This window comes from Candidatus Zixiibacteriota bacterium, assembly GCA_040756055.1.
In the GTDB taxonomy this organism is placed as follows: Bacteria; Zixibacteria; MSB-5A5; order GN15; family FEB-12.
Genome location: JBFLZR010000004.1, coordinates 357,738 through 374,128, shown reverse-complemented (window position 1 = coordinate 374,128; position 16,391 = coordinate 357,738). Strand labels below are relative to the sequence as shown.

The window sequence follows — 16,391 nt, the reverse complement described above, 5'->3', positions numbered from 1 at the left end:
AAGTATTTGTGTCATAAATCCGGCGCTCAGTCGCCGGTGAGAAGACTCTCTCCTCGAGAGTAATGGGGTCCGTGTGGTCAGTGGTGGCCTGCGGGCCTTTTTAACTGCAGTTCAACTTTTTCGCGGTGTCACGGTTTAACGAAATACCGCATGATGGGGCGGGTGGGGGAGCGTCTGGCTACCTCAACGAAGTCCTGCTCAAGATAGGCTGAAGCCAGGCCGGTCCACACGAACGGGTCGGGCATATCTTTCTTTTTTGGTTCGAACGGGTAGCCTTCGATAATCGTGGCGCCTCTACGGGCGGCGTGTTCCACGGCTGCTTTGAGCAATCGCGCGCTGACACCTTTGCGACGGTAGTTTTTGTCGATGAAAAGGCAGACGATTGACCAGACCTTGCGATCATCGACCGGTTTTAGGATTCGCGAGGTTTCGAACCTTATGTAATCGTCGCGGGGGCCGACAGCACACCATCCGACCGGCTGGCTCTTGTGGTAGGCGAGTATACCGGGAACGGAGTTTTTCAAGACCAAACTTTTCATCTGGGCGCGGTTGCGGTCTCCTTTTTGTTCATCAAAGTCGGCGTTTCTGAGTCGCCAGTACATGCACCAGCATCCTCCGCAGGCCCCGAGTTTTCCGAAAAGCTGCTCAAAGTCTTCCCAGCGGGAGGGGGTTAAGGGCTTAAAATTTAACGAAATAGACGCCATATCCGCGTTTCTCTAACGTAAAATTTTGAGTTACAGCTACATCTTACCGTGATGAGGTTAATGTATATACAATAATACGTTGGCCGTAAGCATAGTAGTAACGGCGACCATTCGGTCCAACAAAAATCCCGCCGGCTCGAAACAAAGGTTCCGTAAAGTCGTAATCTAATACTAATCAACGGTGATAACAGTAGGATGTAGATAGGAGAGCTGCCGATGTTTAAGAAAATAGCCATTATAGTCACAGTTGTAATAGTGATCGGAGCCGTCCTCTTTTTCGCGATGGATGGAGCTGCCAAGAAAGAGGAAGCTCATAAGACTGTCGCGGCCGAGCGGGGTTCGATAATTGACAAGGCTTTGGCGGTCGGGAAGATTGAGCCCAAGCTTGAAATCTCTGTCAAATCGAAGATTCCGGGCATTGTCCGCAAGATTTATGTCGAGGTTGGTGACCGCGTGAAAGTCGGCGACCCGTTGTTTGATATCGGTCCGGACCCGACGCCGATCGAGCTGACCGAAGCGGAGCGCGAGGTGGAAATCCGCAAGGTGTCTTACGACAACGACAAGCGGGAACTGGACCGTCTGAAGACACTGGCGGACAAAAACCTGATATCGCCGCAGGAGTATGACAATCAGGAAGCGGTATGCGAGGGTTCGAGGCTTCGCCTTCAGCTGGCGCAGGAGAAGCTGTCGCTTATCAAGTCGGGGAAATCCAATGACGCCAAGGGTAGTGTTGACAATATTATCAAGTCGCCGATAGCAGGCACGGTGCTTTCTCGTCTGGTTGAAGAGGGCGACCCGGTGGTGCCTCTCACGTCCTATCAGGCCGGAACGGATTTGATGACTCTGGCCCAGATGGATGACCTGATTTTCAGGGGAAATGTCGATGAGATCGATGTCGGCAAGCTTCGCGAGGGTATGTCCGCCGAGATAGAAGTTGGCGCCCTTTCATCCGAACAGCGGGTGACCGGGGTGTTGACGAAGATTTCTCCAAAGGCGCACAAGGAAGAGGGTTCGACGCTTTTCGAGGTCGAGATTACAATCACGGACGTTGGTTCGACATTCCTTCGGGCCGGTTACAGCGCCAACGCTGATGTGATTATCACGAAGAAAGAAGATATCATATTGATTCCCGAGCGCCTGGTACGCGCGAAGGATTCCTCTCACTTTGTGGAGATTCAGGACAGCTCGCTGGCCATCACGGAGCGTGAAATCGAGACCGGTCTTTCCGACGGCATTAATATCGAAGTAGTGTCGGGTGTTGATGAAGGAGAGTTGGTTGTTGAGCGTCCTCCCAAAGATATTGAGATCTGGGAATAGCACAAAGTAGTATTGTCTGGAGAGAGAGCCGTGATACCGCTGGTTACGATAAAACAATTTCTCAACGACATGCGTCGCCAGAAACTTCGGACGGCCATGACGATGTTCGGGATTTTCTGGGGCACCTGTTCGATTGTGCTGTTGTTTGGGTTCGGCAAGGGGATCACCGAGGCACAGTTGAAATCCCAGCGAGGTATGGGCGAGAATATCGCCATTTTCTGGGGCCAGCTTACGGCCAAGGAGTTCCAGGGGCTTCCGAAAGGACGTGCTATTCGTCCGACGGCTGAAGACGTGAGTCTCATTAAATCCAAGACGCAACATTTTCAGCGTATTTCGCCCGAGTACATCAACTGGAACGTGAATGTCAGATACGGCAAGCAGTCCACTCTCCGCTCGATCCATGGTATCTGGCCGGAATATGGCCCGATGCGCAATGTGAACCCGACCTTCGGTTCGCGCTTCATTAACGACCGCGATTTGGATGAAAGACGTCGCGTGTGCTTTATAGGCAATCTTCTCAAGGAGGATTTGTTCGGTGATGAAGATGCTGTCGGCAAAGAAATCTTAATCAACGGAATGCCGTTCACGGTCGTGGGACACATGGTGAAGAAGCAGCAGAACAGTTCATACAGTGGGCGCGACAGCAGGGCGATTTTCATTCCGTTGACTACGTTCGAATCGATGTATAGCCGTCGGTATGTCAACAATTTCGTCGGGCAGTGTTGGCCGAACGGTTCGATGGAAGAAGCCCGCAAGGAAGTTTTTGAGATTCTCGGCGCGAAATACCGGTTCGATCCGACTGATCGAGAGGCAATTTCGGTGTGGGACACCACGAAAGGGTTTGCGTTTTTGAAGAATTTCTTTATGGCGTTTTCGATGTTTCTTGTGGGAATCGGCGTGGCGACTCTCATCACCGGTGGTATCGGCGTGACGAATATCATGAATGTGGTGCTGGAGGAGCGCACGAAAGAGATTGGCATCAAGATGGCATTGGGAGCGCGCAAGAGCTTTATCCTGTGGCAGTTTGTCTTCGAGACCTTGCTCATAACCGGTGTGGGCGGTGTTCTTGGGTTCTTGTTCGCCTGGTTGATAATAGCGATATTTCCGAGTCTAAATCTTGGTGATTTCGTGGGTACGCCCAGCGTTGATTTCGGGGCGGCGGTAAGTACTATGGCGATTCTCGGATTGGTTGGTCTGGGAGCAGGAATATTTCCGGCGCGAAGGGCCGCTAATTTGCAGCCGGTGCAGGCACTTAAGTTGTTTTAGGCATTATGAGACTATCAATAATCTACAACGTTTTCATTCGCGATTTTCGCAAGCAGAAAAAGCGGATCACTCTGACTCTTATGGCCCTCGGTTGGGGTACGGTTTCAATCATGTTGCTTCTGGGATTCGGTGAGGGACTTCACCGGCAGCTCGGCACGCAGCAGAAGGGAATGGGGCAGAATATCGTCGTTCTCTGGGGCGGACAGACATCGGTGGCTTATCAGGGGATGGGAAAGGGCAGGAAGGTCTATCTGAAGCAGGAAGATATTGACTATATCAAAAACAAGATTCCCGAGATTGAGCGCGTTGGTGGCGAATATGACCGTTGGGGCCAGCGCGTGGAGTTCAAGGACGTTGTTTTGAGTGAACACGTGATCGGCGTGACTCCGAACTACGAGCAGATGCGCAACTACATTCCCGAGTGGGGCGGTCGCATGATTAATGACAAGGACATGGAGTTGAGGCGACGAGTGGCGTTTCTGGGATGGGAACTCAAGGATCGCATTTTTGGCAAGGAGAATGCGATAGGTGAGCAGGTGATGGTCAATTCCGTGCCGTTTACAGTCGTTGGCGTCATGAAGGAAAAACGAGTGATGGGCAACTACTCCGGGATGGATGAGGACAAGCTGGTGATTCCGCTGACGACTTTTGAGGCTATGTATGGCGATCCCTATCTGGATGACATTGTGTATCAGCTTCGTGATGCGAATCAAAACGAAGCAGTGGAAAAGAAGCTGTTTGAGGCGATGGGGGCGAAGTACAAGTTTGATCCCAAGGACGATCGGGCTCTCTCGCTCTGGGACACGGTAGCCTCAAGTAAGGAATTTACCAACGTTCTGGTCGGGATAAAGATATTTCTTGGTATTATCGGCGGATTGACGCTGCTGATCGCCGGTGTCGGCGTGGCGAATATCATGTATGTATCCATCAAGGAAAGAACCCGTGAGATAGGTATCAAGATGGCCATGGGCGCGCGCAGATCGTACATACTGATACAGTTTTTGATCGAGGCTCTGATTATCACGTTCTTCGGCGGGTTTGGGGGAATGGCGATCAGTTACATTATGACTGAGGCTTTCAAGCGTGTCCCGATAGAATCGGATGTGCTGGAGATGATGGGTCGGCCGACTATCTCGCTGGAGATTGGCGTAATTGTCATTATCATCCTCGGGATTATGGGAATTCTCTCCGGGCTGTTTCCGGCCATGAAGGCGGCTTCGGTAAGCCCGGTGGAGTCGTTGAGATATGAGTAAAGGACCAGGCGGGAGATAGAGCGCGGACGGGAGATGAATATGCTGATAGATTTGAAGAAAGTCGAGAAGGCTTATATAACGGGAAGCGTGGAGTTCAAGGCCCTCAAGGGCATAGATTTTCAGGTGCGAAAAGGTGAATACGTAGCCGTGGTAGGACCATCGGGTTCGGGCAAGTCGACACTGATGAATATCGTAGGCTGTCTTGATGTACCGACGGCGGGCGATTATTTGCTGGACGGTCAGCCGGTAAACAGTATGACTTCGAATCAACTGGCTGATATTCGCAATCAGAAGATAGGTTTCGTGTTTCAGGCGTTCAATTTGTTGCCATACGCGACCGCTTTTGAAAACGTGGAACTTCCCCTGCTGTTTTCCCGCACCAACGGCAAGAATCGCCGCAGGCGGGTGCTGGATCTGCTGGCGCGAGTCGGGTTGGCCGATAAGCTCAATAATAAGCCAACGGAAATGTCGGGCGGTGAGATGCAGCGCGTGGCTATCGCGCGGGCGCTGGCGAACGAACCGGACATAATCCTCGCCGATGAACCGACCGGTAATCTCGACAGTAAATCGGGCGGTGAAATCGTTAAGATTTTCGACGAACTTCGTGAAATGGGCAAGACGATCATCATTATCACGCACGACATGAATATCGCCAAACGGACCGAGAGAATCATCAAACTCAAAGACGGTCTGATTGACACCAACGGGAATTTGCTGTAAGAATTCCCTTGTGGAGCTAGTGCTGATAAAAAAGTCGGGACTTTTTGGTCCCGACTTTTTTCGTGGAGAATGACAATGTATTCACATGGTTGTCTTATTTCAGTAAAATCATTTTTCTGGACTCGCTGAACACGCCGGCCTCGAGGTGATAGAAATAAACGCCTGATGCCACGGTGTTGCCGGACTCGGATTGGCCGTCCCACTCGTATCGGTAAATGCCGGCGGCCAGCGATGGCTCCGACCATTGTTTCACTCTCTGCCCAAGGACATTGTATATGGAGAGCGTTACCGGGCTTCGTGAATTGAGCGAGAACTCGATAGCCGTTGACAGGTTAAACGGATTCGGATAGTTCTGGGCCAGCTCGGCGATGGCGGGAAGCTCTCCGGGGAGCTGTTCGAAGACATCGGTAGCGGGGTCGCCAAGTATTTTTAGCACATAGAGGTCGGATCCGCCGGAGGTGTAGGAGTAGGAGCGTCCGACCAGAATGTAGTTGTTATCTTTGTCGCGGAGGATCATTTCGCAGTAGTCGGATTCCACGCCTCCGTAATTTCGGGACCAGATTGCCTCGCCAACGGGATTGGTTTTGACCAGATAGACGTTAAAGGTGGAGCTGAACGAAAGGGTGCTTCCTGCCAGTATAAAGTCACCGGCGGGTGTCTCCTTCACGGAATAGGCGCGATCATCATCGGCGCCGCCATAGGTTCGTTGCCATTCAACATAGCCGCTCGGATCGGTTTTTATCAGGTAAGCATCGGAGGAGCCCGCTCCGAACGAGGCGGTAGCGCCCGCGATTATTATGCCGCCATCCATCGCTGTTTCCACCGAGTAACCGTAGTCGGCTTTCAGTCCCCCATAGGTGGCGGCCCACATGGAGTCGCCGGCCTGACTGACGCGAACCGCATAGATGCTGCTGTAGCCATCGCCGAAGGACCCGGTGGAACCCACCGCGATATATCCACCATCGGGCGTTTGGCGTACAGCCGCGGCGGATTCTCCGCCCGCGCCCCCGAACGTTTCCTGCCAGACGAGATTGCCGTACTGATCTGTTTTGATGAGGTAGACATCCTGATAGCCGGCGCCGAATGAGAAGGTGCCGCCGGCGATGATGAAGCCGTCATCGGTAGTCTGTCTGACCGATCGACCCTCGTCATCGGCGACACCGCCGTAGGTGCGGCTCCATTGAAGGTCACCGTCGGCATTGATTTTGAGCAGATAAACATCCTTTTCACCTGCCCCATACGATTTGGTGCTTCCGACAATGACGAAACCGCCATCGGTCGTCATGCGCAAGTCGTAACCGTATTCGGAGAGAGCGCCGCCATATGTTCTGGCGAACAGTCGATTTCCGAGCGAATCGGTTTTTACAAGGTAGATATCGAAGCCGTTGGTAGCGTCGGAGTAGGTGGTGCCAAGAAAATAGAAGTCGCCGTTGGCGTCCTGCTGGCAGGAGTTGCCGAATTCGTTGTATGGCCCGCCGTAGTTTTTGTACCACAGCAGGTCCTGGCAGAGGACCGGCGATGCACTGATTGCCAGTGCCACCAGAATTTTTGGAGCATATCCCATATGCCTAAACATGGCGTGGTCGTCCTTGAATTATCCTATTTCAAGTGCGCTGTTTAATTTTTGAACAGTCGCTTCACTGCATTTAATCGGAAAGGCGTGGCAATACTTTAGGGCCTCCCCAAAATATTTTGGCGGGTAAGGGCTTAAGTGGTCAGGTGTGGGGATTTTCCCTCACTGCGGGATGTTCCGACAAAGGCTGTCAGGCAGACGTGCTAACGGCATCAGACTGAACGACAAGGGGTTGGCTGTAAGAGGCGCTACGGCATCGGCCTTGCACTTTCAGTGTTTCAGAGAACTTGGAAACCTGAAACAAGGAGGTTGCTTTGGCCAGAACAATAGGCCGGGCCCTGTTTGGAGTACTTGTTTGTCTGCTTTTGTTGACAGCCCTGTCGCAAGCGCAGGAGCGGGGAACCATCCAGGCTCTAGCAACAGTAGTGTCAACTCTGAATGTCGTCGGTACCAACAACCTTCAGTTCGGAACGGTGACGCCCGGAGTGAATAAGTCGGTTAATAAGGCGACGGTGGGCTTTGCCGGTGAGTGGACCGTGACCGGTACGAGCAATGCCGAGGTTTCGGTCGACTTTGAGCTTCCGGACTCGCTCGTAACGTCGGATTCACTGGCTTACCTGCGGGTCATATTCAACAACACCGATGCTTCGTACGACGACGGCACCGGAGCCGGGCAGACATCCCCGGCCGGTGTATTGGATCCCAACGGACCGGCTACGCTCAATATCGGAGCGGGCGCGACGCTGATGATCTGGATTGGCGGAACGGTGCTTCCGACAGTGTCCCAGACCGGCGGCGACTACGCCAGCGATGTTGTGTTGACGGTTGCTTATACGGGAAGTTGACGATAGCGGATAGGGCGGGCTTCATCCGCTATTGTCATCGTTTGATCCGGGGGAGAGGGCATTGTTCTGCCCGTGTTTTCCATTGCAGCCGTATGCTCTGATTTCTGTGGATGATACGGGTCCACTTTAATTTTGGCTGTCGACAATCTCATTGACAAATTCGGTTTTTTCGGTATCTTGATGGTGTACACACCATTTGTTAATCAGGTACTGACATGGGACTTGGTCGGCTGCTTAGAATCATTTTATCAACAGCGGTGATTTTCGCGATTTCATTCGCGCCCGGGGTGGCGGAGATGTTCATCGGTCGGGCATCGGCTTCGATTTCGGCCACGGCTACAGTCGTGCCGGCGATCGGGATTGTGTCGCCGGAAGACACTCTTTTGACAATGAGTCCGCAAACGCAAATCGGTATGACGATGGCATCATGGGGCGAAAGCAGCGAAGAATCCCTGCGGCTCGATAATCTGTTTTTGCGTTCTCCGTCTGTCGGGTCGGTGCTGATTGAAGTGTCCTCGGATGATGATACGCAGGGACGATTTTCGGGTCCGGCAGTGCGGCACCTTCGGTTCGCATCCGTTTCGGCCGATCCCTATCAACCGGGAAATGCCCTTCTTGATCTGAATGAAGTCATAGGCAGTCTATCGGCGGACTGCGGCAGTTGTACGATCACTCTCATTTATACTGAAAATTGAGTATCTTCCGAGCGGTTCGGGTCTTCAGTTAAAAGTTGACGTGGGAGTCATCTTCTCATAGTTTTTTCCCATGAGATCATCATTCGGTTTCGTTATTGCGAGGGGTTTAAGCTTCGCGGCACTTGCGATACTTCTTTTCGCGGGAGGGAGCTCGTTCGCGCAGAATGTGACTATCAACAACGATCTCGCGTTCGGAGCGGTGTTCCCCGGCATACCCAAGGCTATCGACAAAGCCACACCCGGATCGGCCTGTGAGTTTCAGATCACCGGCACTGCCGGTGACGAAATTTCGATAAACTTCACGCTGCCGACATACATGAACGCCGGTGGTTTCAATATGCAGATGATTTTCAACGAGACGGATTGCGCTATTGATACGACTGCCAGCCCTGATCAATCTGATCCCGAGTTCGATGATCTCGATCCCTGGCACACGCTGACTTATCGGCTCGGTTCGAACGGGCTGACGATATGGCTCGGCGGGACCGTTATTCCAGGTATCCGTCAGCAACAGGGAAGCTATAACGCTTCGATTGTCATCACGGTGCAATACACCGGAAATTAGGGTATTCTCCCCATAGTTTGCTTAGATTTGATACAGCCTTTGGCGGTGGCGCCGGTATTATTACCGCAGAGGTAATTACATGCGTGCACGATGGCGATTTTATCTATAGAATATGCGCCGTCATAGCGGCGGGACGCGGGAAAATATTCTCTATAAGCAGGAGTCGTTCATGAATACCTATAAACATCGCGCACGCTCACTCGGGAGTATTTTTGTTATCGTCGGTATAATCGTGCTGACCCTGTCGAATCCGGTAGTCGGTCAGGAAGTAGCCCACGGGCTGGCAATAGCCAACGTTCTCACGGGTTTGTCGGTCGTTTCCGTGCAGGACCTTGATTTCGGAGATGTCCTGCAGGGGGTAGCCAAGACAGTCGGCAATAACGATGCTCTCAATTCAGGTATTTTCATGATTTCCGGTCTGGGTGGGGCCGGGATATCGGTTTATATTTCTTTGCCGGAATACCTTGCGACAGCCAGCGGTGACGACCGGATGGTTGTCGGGTTTGGGGCGACTGATTGCTCGGTAGATTCGACCGGCAATATTGATCCATCGGCGTTCGGAGATGGCTGGCCGGATGTTAATCCTTACAACTTGCCGACCAGCCTGGTGGTTGGTTCGGCCGGTCCAAACATAACGGCCATCTTTCTTGGCGGACGCGTAACTCCTTCTGTTGACCAAACTTCGGGGCCTTACAGCGCCGACATTACCGTAACCGTGGCCTACACCGGAACATAGCCGGCCGGTCATTCGCGACGAATACGCAGGAGAGCTCAGCTCTCCTTTTTTGTTCCCCCCCAAAAAAGCGACATATCATATTGTCTAACAGCGCTTTGCGTTGCCATGGCGGCTTGTCTTCCCTTTCATTTTTTTCAGCATGTTTTTGATTTGAAACAGGGATGTTGTAAGTGGTCTATGGCGGAATGCGAAAAGCTGAAAGGGAGCATTGCAAATCGCAAAAATTTTTCTAAAGGGTTGTTAAGAAAGTGAACTGTATGACGATTAAACATACAAAAGGACTCGAAAAACGGATATGTCAAAATAATGAACAACGGATGGGAGTTAAACATGAGTAGACTAAGACGATGCCTGGAGTATTCCAAGATTGTCATCGTGGGTCTGGTTGTGGTAGTTCTTCTGATTCCTCTGACGGCGCCGGCACAGGAAGTTGCGGTCGGTCAGGCCACTGCCACCGTCCAGGCTGTACTTGCCGTTACTTCGGTTCAGGATCTGAACTTCGGTAACGTACTCCAGGGTGTCCCGAGTTCTGCGGATATTGACGTGGTAGCTGAGGCCGCGGATTTCAGTGTCACCGGTTCGGGTGGCGCCGAGGTCGCGCTGTATCTTCAGTTGCCGGAGTATTTGTGGAATTCAACGAACACGGACCGGATGATCATTTCGTTTTCATCGACGGACTGTGAGATCGACGCCAACATTGGAACCGCTGCTACGAAAGTAGCGCCGGTCGTGGCCGATCCTTATGCTCTTCCGGCCACCAATCTCCACGCGACCGATAATATCCTTCACGTCTATCTGGCGGGTTCGGTATTTCCGGCGGTGGATCAGGCGGTGGGTTCCTACACGGCTGATATCGTGCTGACTGCGGCTTACACAGGAAATTAGAATAACGTAACCAGGAGATAAACAATGCTATTCAAATCACACAAGAAATTCGCTTCACCGCTTATCGCGGTTGCGCTGTTTGTTCTGATGTTCGCGGCTGCGAACACTCAGGCTCAGGAAGTGGCCACAGGCGGCGCCAATGCTACGGTATTGGCCGTTCTGGCGGTAACTTCGGTTCAAGACCTTAACTTCGGTAGCGTGCTTCAGGGCGTCCCGACTTCAGCCGACATCGATGTCGTGGCTGAAGCCGCCGACTTCCAGGTCGCCGGTGCCGGCGGTAGTGAAGTTGCTCTTTACTTTCAGCTTCCCGAGTACCTTTGGAATTCCACTAACACCGACCGTATGATCATTTCGTTCGGGGCCACCGATTGCGAAATCGATCCGTTCCTGGCCGGTGATGCCGCCACCAAGAGTGGTTCGGAGACGGTAGAGGATCCATACAACCTGACCGCCACCACGCTCGGCGCTGACAATGGTTTGCATGTGTACCTGGTCGGTACCGTTTATCCGGCGGTTGACCAGGCGGTGGGCGCTTATTCGGGCGATATCGTTCTGACGGCTGCCTATACCGGTAACTGATGACTGTTAAAAATTGACGATTTAAAGTCGCTCCGGTTAAGTTTCCCTTGGATGGGATGAGGCCGCGATGGATTTGCGGTTCTCACGGCGACTTTAACACAAGCATAGGATGTAGACAAGATGACTGATTTGAAATTGAATCCCCTGTCGTTAAAAAGGGTATTTCGGCAGGGGATATTTTGTGCATTAATGCTGGTCCTTCTGCCGCTGGCAGATATTCTGGCGGGTGTTCTGGTAGCTCCTCCGGTAGTGTTTATCTCCGAAAAAGGCCGGACGGGGCGGCTCACTGTTCAGAATCCGACCAACGCTCCCAAGGAAGTCACGATTGACTTCGCCTTCGGCATTCCCGAATCCGACAGTCTCGGTAATGTCAGTATTGATCTTCAGGACTCGGCCGTGACCGATCCCCGGTCGGCGATGGGATGGGTGAAGGCGTTTCCGCGCAAGTTGATCATTCCCGCCAACGGTTCTCAGATTGTGAGATTCGTGGCGGATCCGCCGAAAGACCTGGCTGACGGCGAATACTGGGCGAGGGTCGTGGTTCAGGCGCAAGAGGGAACAACCACGATACCGACTCCCGAAGACGACAACAAGATTACCACCAAGCTGAATATGATCATGCGCACAGCGATTATGCTCAAGTATCGCAAGGGGGATTGTGTCGCCAATGTTGAGTTGACAAATTCCGAAACTCAGGTCACGGACTCCAATGTGTACGCGGTTGTTGACCTGGTGAATCGCGGTAATGTCTCATACGTGGGACTTCTGAGCTGCCGTTTGCTGGATGCCGACGGCAAGGAAATCAGTAAGAGCGAGATTCATCTGGCGGTCTATCACGACCTGCGCCGGCGCGTGGAACTTCCCATTGTGGCAGGGGATTTCAAGCGGCCGTTTACCGTTGAGGTTAATGTAACAAATAAGGGCCGCAAGGACCTTCCGCAGGAAGAGATGATATTCGGCAACGATATTCTTTTCACCATGAACGTGGAGGAATAAGCGGGTACGGGAACATTCGCCGGCTTATCAGGTGAGCATATGGATATGCTTCGTAGAACATGCCGATATATTCCTTGCGGGGTTCTGTTAGGTGTAATTCTGACCGCCGCGTCAGTGTCGGCCCAGATAAACGCCAGTCAGAGCAGAAATTTCGAAGAGATCGTAATCAGTTTCGAGGTCCCCAAGCTGGTTCAGCAGGATCTTTTCGTGCAGTACGACGGTCACACCGTGTACCTTCCGCTGGTCAAGGTCTTCAGCCTCCTCGACATTAATATAGAAGCCGATCTGGAGAAGAAGAGGTTTCAGGGCTTTTTCATTTCCAAGGATCAGCATTATGAGTTCGATCTTGCCAATTTCCGGATTAAGGCGCTGGGGAAGGAGTATCCTTACCTGGCCTCGGATTACTATGTCGGTGGAGATGATCTGTATGTGCGGGTGGAGTTGTTGGCCAACCTGTTCAACCTGCGTATGAGTTTCGATTTCACGATGCTGCGCGTGTATGTTCCGCTGGACGAGGATTTTCCGGCTTACCAGAAACTGAAGCGCAAGATTGCGAGGGAGAAGCTCAGCCAGCGGATGGCGTCGCTGAAGGATGTGGTTGATCTGGGGCATGAGCGACGCTACCTGAGCGGCGCGGCGGTTGACTGGTCGATTTCGGCTAACCCGATTGGCGGAAGAAACAATCATTATTACAGCCTGACCACCGGCGGGATTCTCCTGGGCGGGGATTTTGAGATGACAACCGGCGGCAGCAACGAAGAGCCGTTTGACGCGGATCAGTTCACCTACGGCTGGCACTATTTCCTGTCCGATAACAAGTATCTCAGCCAGGCCACAGTTGGCAAGGTCAACGCCGGCGGCGCGCTGGGGCGAGGTCTCGATGGCGCCATGATTACCAACAAGCCACAGCAGCGGCGGGAATATTTTCAGACTATCCATCTGAGAGATTATATCGGAGAAGGCTGGGAGGTTGAACTGTGGGTAGACAACAAGTTGACTGATTATGTTTTCACCGGTTTCGATGGATTCTATGATTTTAACGCGGATGTGTATTACGGCGCTTCGAACATTGAAATTAAGATGTTCGGCCCCAGCGGCGAGATGCGAACCAATCAACAGGTGATTCGGGTTCCGTACACGCTGCTTCCCAAGGGGGAGTTTGAGTATAACCTGGCCGGTGGGTCTCTTCAGTTCAATCAGCAGAAGAGAACATATGCCCAAGCGAATGCTTACTATGGTGTTCTGAGCGGTTTGACGTTCGGTCTCAGCTATGATTTGCCGGTAGGGGCGGACGATGGCGAGAAGTCGGTGGTGGCGGCCGACGCGACCTATCAATTGTTCGGCAGCATGACAGTGAACGGAGCGCACGCTTTCAATTATGAGTCGAAGGCGAGTCTGAGCTTCAGCCGGCCATCGTCGATTAATGTCGCGGCCGGATACACGAAATACTATGAAAATGCCATTCGCAATCCGCTCGACCAGCTCTCGAAAATAAATTTTTCGGTGTCGATGCCGATCCGGCTGGGTGGCAACTATATCGGTCTGCGTTATAACATATCCGCTGATGAGTATCCTACGCTGAGGTCGATGAACATGAACTTCGGATTCAACGCTTCGGTATTCCCGGTCCATCTTACATATATGGGTAAGTATAAGAGCACGGCGTATTCGAACAAGACGGTTGAGAGCATGTCCAGCCAGCTCATGCTGTCATCGAGGCTCTTGAGATTTTTAAGCCCGCAGTTCCAGATAGACTATGACCACGTGCAGAACAAGCCGTCGAAATATGGCGTCCATCTCGCGAAGAGGATATTCAGAACGAGCCAGATAACGCTTTCGATGGAGCACAACGCGCTCACCAAGAGCAATACTATTATGGCCACCTTCAATCTGCTGACGCCTTTCGCGGACTTTACGTCGCGCGTGATGCACACTTCGAAGCGCACGACAATGAACCAGGTGCAGCGGGGTTCCATCCGCTACAACAAGGAGACGCACGGCGTTCAGTTCGATCGAAGGAACGCCGTTGGCACCGGGTCGGCGGTGGTCCGTCCGTTCCATGACGTAAATTACAATGGGGTGATGGATGACGGCGAGGAATATCTGTCGGGTCTCAGGGCGAGAATCGCCGGCGGACATGTGAGTATCAGGGGAGCGGACAGGCAATACTATTATGATGGTCTCCGTCCCTACGAAGAGTACACCGTGCAGATTGACCAGTACAGCCTGGATAACCCGCTTTTGAAGCCCAGCTATGACAATTATAAGGTCAAGGTCAATCCGAATGAGGTTACAGCGATCAAGGTTCCGATTGTTACTACCAGTGAAATATCGGGACGGGTTGACAGGCATGTGGGCGCGGCGCTGAGAGGTGTGGGCGGCACGAAAATTATTCTGATGAATCTTTCCAAAGAGACGCTGATCGAGTTGACATCGTTTACCAGCGGCGATTTCTATTATCTTGGGCTTATTCCCGGTTCTTACAAAGCGTACATTGATCCCGAGCAGCTCAAGCAGTTTGGTTATGTTTCCCAGCCGGCGCAGATTGAGTTCGAGATAAAACCGGTCGAGGGGGGCACGATGATAGAGGGGGTCAATTTCCTTCTGGTGCCGGTGAATTCCGACGAGACAGTTTCCACTCAGTGATTTTCCCCAAATAATGAAGCCACCCGCTTTGGGGCGGATGGCTCTTTTTTGTTACTCTACTTTGCCAAGTCTTACGGGCAGGGAGGACCGCCGATGTCTTCCCAACATTCCTCCTGGCAGGCGTTACAGGGATTCAGCCAACCTTTCCACAACCAGCCGACGTAGAAGCCCACGTCATTTGGGTCAATGTGACAATCGCAATTGAGATCTGCTGAAGCACAGCACACTGGACCTGGACCGCCTTTCCAGAGCCAGTTGACCATATAGGTGTCGAGAGGATCGGCGGCGCCATCTCCGTTAAGATCGCCTGCGATCTCGCAGCAGGTGCCGGTGCAGAGATCGATCCGACCGTTCCCATCGACGTCGGTAAATATGTCCATACCGCCGTGAGATTGATACCATGCCTTGCCGGCGTCGATCGCTGCCTGAAGATCGGCAAGTGATCCCTCGTGTACTGTCGCGAGGATATTAACTACCTCGAAGTAATCATCGGCGCCGATATCGAGATTGGGATGATAGCACACGACTGATATCAGATCCTCGACCGAGTCTGTTGCCATGAAACCGGCTTGAATCATGTTCGCGAAAAGGCCGCCGGCATCGAGGTCATCGAGCCCGGTCAGAGAGTCGAACTCACCTACGAAGCCGCTGTAGGGAACGGGGCTAAAGACGGTACCGTTCAAGAAAGACTGCGCGAAGGCGATACCCGCGAAACGGTAATCGTTTTGCTGGCAGTCTGCGTCTTGTTCGTCGTCATCCCAGGTGGCTTCGTAGCCCTGCTGATACACCAGGTTTCTGGGTACGTCAAGGCCTCCGTAGTTGACGCAGTAGTGATATTCATCATCCTCGAGGAAATCCCAGGGCACATCCCAATCGACAACTTCGCCGATCATGATGTCATCGTGGGCCGCGCCGTCGAAGGAGTAAACCCGCGTATACTCGATTATAAATGGACAGTTGTTCTGAGGGGCAATGTAAACGCGGTTAAGGGCGATACTTGAGTCTGTAGTTGTGAAGGTGCCGGTGTGATAGACCTCGGCATTTAGTGCGATGCAGTATGCTGTCTGTTTTGTACCGCCCTGTGGCAGGAAGCCAACTTCGTCAAACCAGGTGGCGTCGTAGATAGCCGAGTTGAAGACAGTGTCGTCACCGATTATGCGACCGATTACCGGTGAGCCATCGTACATATAGACCTGAGCCGTTGTGTCGCAGTCCTCGGGGTAGTAATCCATGTTGACTTTGCCGAATCCCTGACGTCCCATGTTACCGTGGGGGCTGCAGGTCAGGGCGAGGCAGGAGGTTTGTACGGTGTCCCAGACCAGGAAGACATCGGGTTCGGCCGGGATGGCGTAGGCTTGCGCGTTGGTTCGGACGAGCGCGGGTTTGCCAACCTGTTTAGAGGCGGTTTTCTTGTCGATACCGGCTTGTGCCGTCAGACCGGCGAGCAAGAAAATTGACAGGGCGAGCGAGAGTGACGTTGAGAATGGACTTTTCATCTGATCCCTCCGTTTAGATTTGCTTTGCGGACAGACTACCATGTTTTGTCGCGACACACATAAAACGAGCTGTTTTTTCTAACGTAAGCGAGAAGAACTTAAGGGCCGTGAGGTG

General features: G+C 52.5%; 15 protein-coding genes. 12 read left to right on the top strand and 3 right to left on the bottom strand.

Annotation, left to right across the window (positions count from 1 at the left end; translation table 11 throughout):
* Window positions 1-128 precede the first annotated feature (128 nt).
* On the bottom strand, window positions 129-602 hold the full coding sequence (locus tag AB1483_09870; GenBank protein ID MEW6412765.1) for a GNAT family N-acetyltransferase: 474 nt from the start codon (window positions 600-602) through the stop codon (window positions 129-131).
* Between the two features lie 318 nt (window positions 603-920).
* Between AB1483_09870 and AB1483_09865 the strand changes: the two genes are divergently transcribed.
* From AB1483_09865 to AB1483_09850, 4 genes are read left to right on the top strand one after another with little or no spacing between them, the layout of a single operon-like run.
* Window positions 921-2,021: an efflux RND transporter periplasmic adaptor subunit gene (locus tag AB1483_09865; protein MEW6412764.1), complete on the top strand. Its 1,101-nt coding sequence runs from the start codon at window positions 921-923 to the stop codon at window positions 2,019-2,021.
* A 30-nt stretch (window positions 2,022-2,051) separates the two neighbouring features.
* The gene (locus tag AB1483_09860) at window positions 2,052-3,287 is read left to right on the top strand and encodes an ABC transporter permease (GenBank protein ID MEW6412763.1); all 1,236 of its coding nucleotides are present in this window, start codon (window positions 2,052-2,054) and stop codon (window positions 3,285-3,287) included.
* 5 nt (window positions 3,288-3,292) lie between these two features.
* Window positions 3,293-4,540: an ABC transporter permease gene (locus AB1483_09855; protein ID MEW6412762.1), complete on the top strand. Its 1,248-nt coding sequence runs from the start codon at window positions 3,293-3,295 to the stop codon at window positions 4,538-4,540.
* A 33-nt stretch (window positions 4,541-4,573) separates the two neighbouring features.
* A complete protein-coding gene (locus AB1483_09850) occupies window positions 4,574-5,260 on the top strand; it encodes an ABC transporter ATP-binding protein (GenBank protein ID MEW6412761.1) in 687 nt (228 codons plus the stop codon).
* Between the two features lie 94 nt (window positions 5,261-5,354).
* On the opposite strand, the gene AB1483_09845 is transcribed toward AB1483_09850, so the two are convergent.
* Window positions 5,355-6,836, bottom strand: a complete 1,482-nt coding sequence (locus tag AB1483_09845) for a T9SS type A sorting domain-containing protein (protein ID MEW6412760.1) — start codon at window positions 6,834-6,836, stop codon at window positions 5,355-5,357.
* A gap of 311 nt (window positions 6,837-7,147) precedes the next feature.
* On the opposite strand from AB1483_09845, the gene AB1483_09840 reads away from it, so the two are divergent.
* The 8 genes from AB1483_09840 (at window position 7,148) to AB1483_09805 (ending at window position 14,780) form a co-directional block, all read left to right on the top strand.
* Window positions 7,148-7,678 (top strand): hypothetical protein, encoded by a 531-nt coding sequence (locus tag AB1483_09840; protein MEW6412759.1) that lies wholly within the window; start codon window positions 7,148-7,150, stop codon window positions 7,676-7,678.
* A 215-nt stretch (window positions 7,679-7,893) separates the two neighbouring features.
* Entirely contained in the window at window positions 7,894-8,373 is a 480-nt protein-coding gene (locus tag AB1483_09835) for a hypothetical protein (protein ID MEW6412758.1), read from the top strand.
* A 70-nt stretch (window positions 8,374-8,443) separates the two neighbouring features.
* Window positions 8,444-8,938 carry a hypothetical protein gene (locus AB1483_09830; GenBank protein MEW6412757.1) on the top strand — a complete coding sequence of 165 codons (495 nt, stop codon included), beginning with the start codon at window positions 8,444-8,446 and terminating at the stop codon, window positions 8,936-8,938.
* Between the two features lie 169 nt (window positions 8,939-9,107).
* On the top strand, window positions 9,108-9,674 hold the full coding sequence (locus AB1483_09825; protein ID MEW6412756.1) for a hypothetical protein: 567 nt from the start codon (window positions 9,108-9,110) through the stop codon (window positions 9,672-9,674).
* Between the two features lie 330 nt (window positions 9,675-10,004).
* Window positions 10,005-10,559: a hypothetical protein gene (locus tag AB1483_09820; GenBank protein ID MEW6412755.1), complete on the top strand. Its 555-nt coding sequence runs from the start codon at window positions 10,005-10,007 to the stop codon at window positions 10,557-10,559.
* Window positions 10,560-10,583: 24 nt separating this feature from the next.
* The gene (locus tag AB1483_09815; GenBank protein MEW6412754.1) at window positions 10,584-11,138 is read left to right on the top strand and encodes a hypothetical protein; all 555 of its coding nucleotides are present in this window, start codon (window positions 10,584-10,586) and stop codon (window positions 11,136-11,138) included.
* 189 nt (window positions 11,139-11,327) lie between these two features.
* Window positions 11,328-12,134 (top strand): hypothetical protein, encoded by an 807-nt coding sequence (locus tag AB1483_09810; protein MEW6412753.1) that lies wholly within the window; start codon window positions 11,328-11,330, stop codon window positions 12,132-12,134.
* A 45-nt stretch (window positions 12,135-12,179) separates the two neighbouring features.
* Complete coding sequence (locus AB1483_09805) at window positions 12,180-14,780, top strand: hypothetical protein (GenBank protein MEW6412752.1); 2,601 nt, start codon at window positions 12,180-12,182, stop codon at window positions 14,778-14,780.
* 71 nt (window positions 14,781-14,851) lie between these two features.
* Here AB1483_09805 and AB1483_09800 read toward each other — a convergent pair whose 3' ends face one another.
* Entirely contained in the window at window positions 14,852-16,276 is a 1,425-nt protein-coding gene (locus tag AB1483_09800; GenBank protein MEW6412751.1) for a hypothetical protein, read from the bottom strand.
* Between the last annotated feature and the right edge of the window lie 115 nt (window positions 16,277-16,391).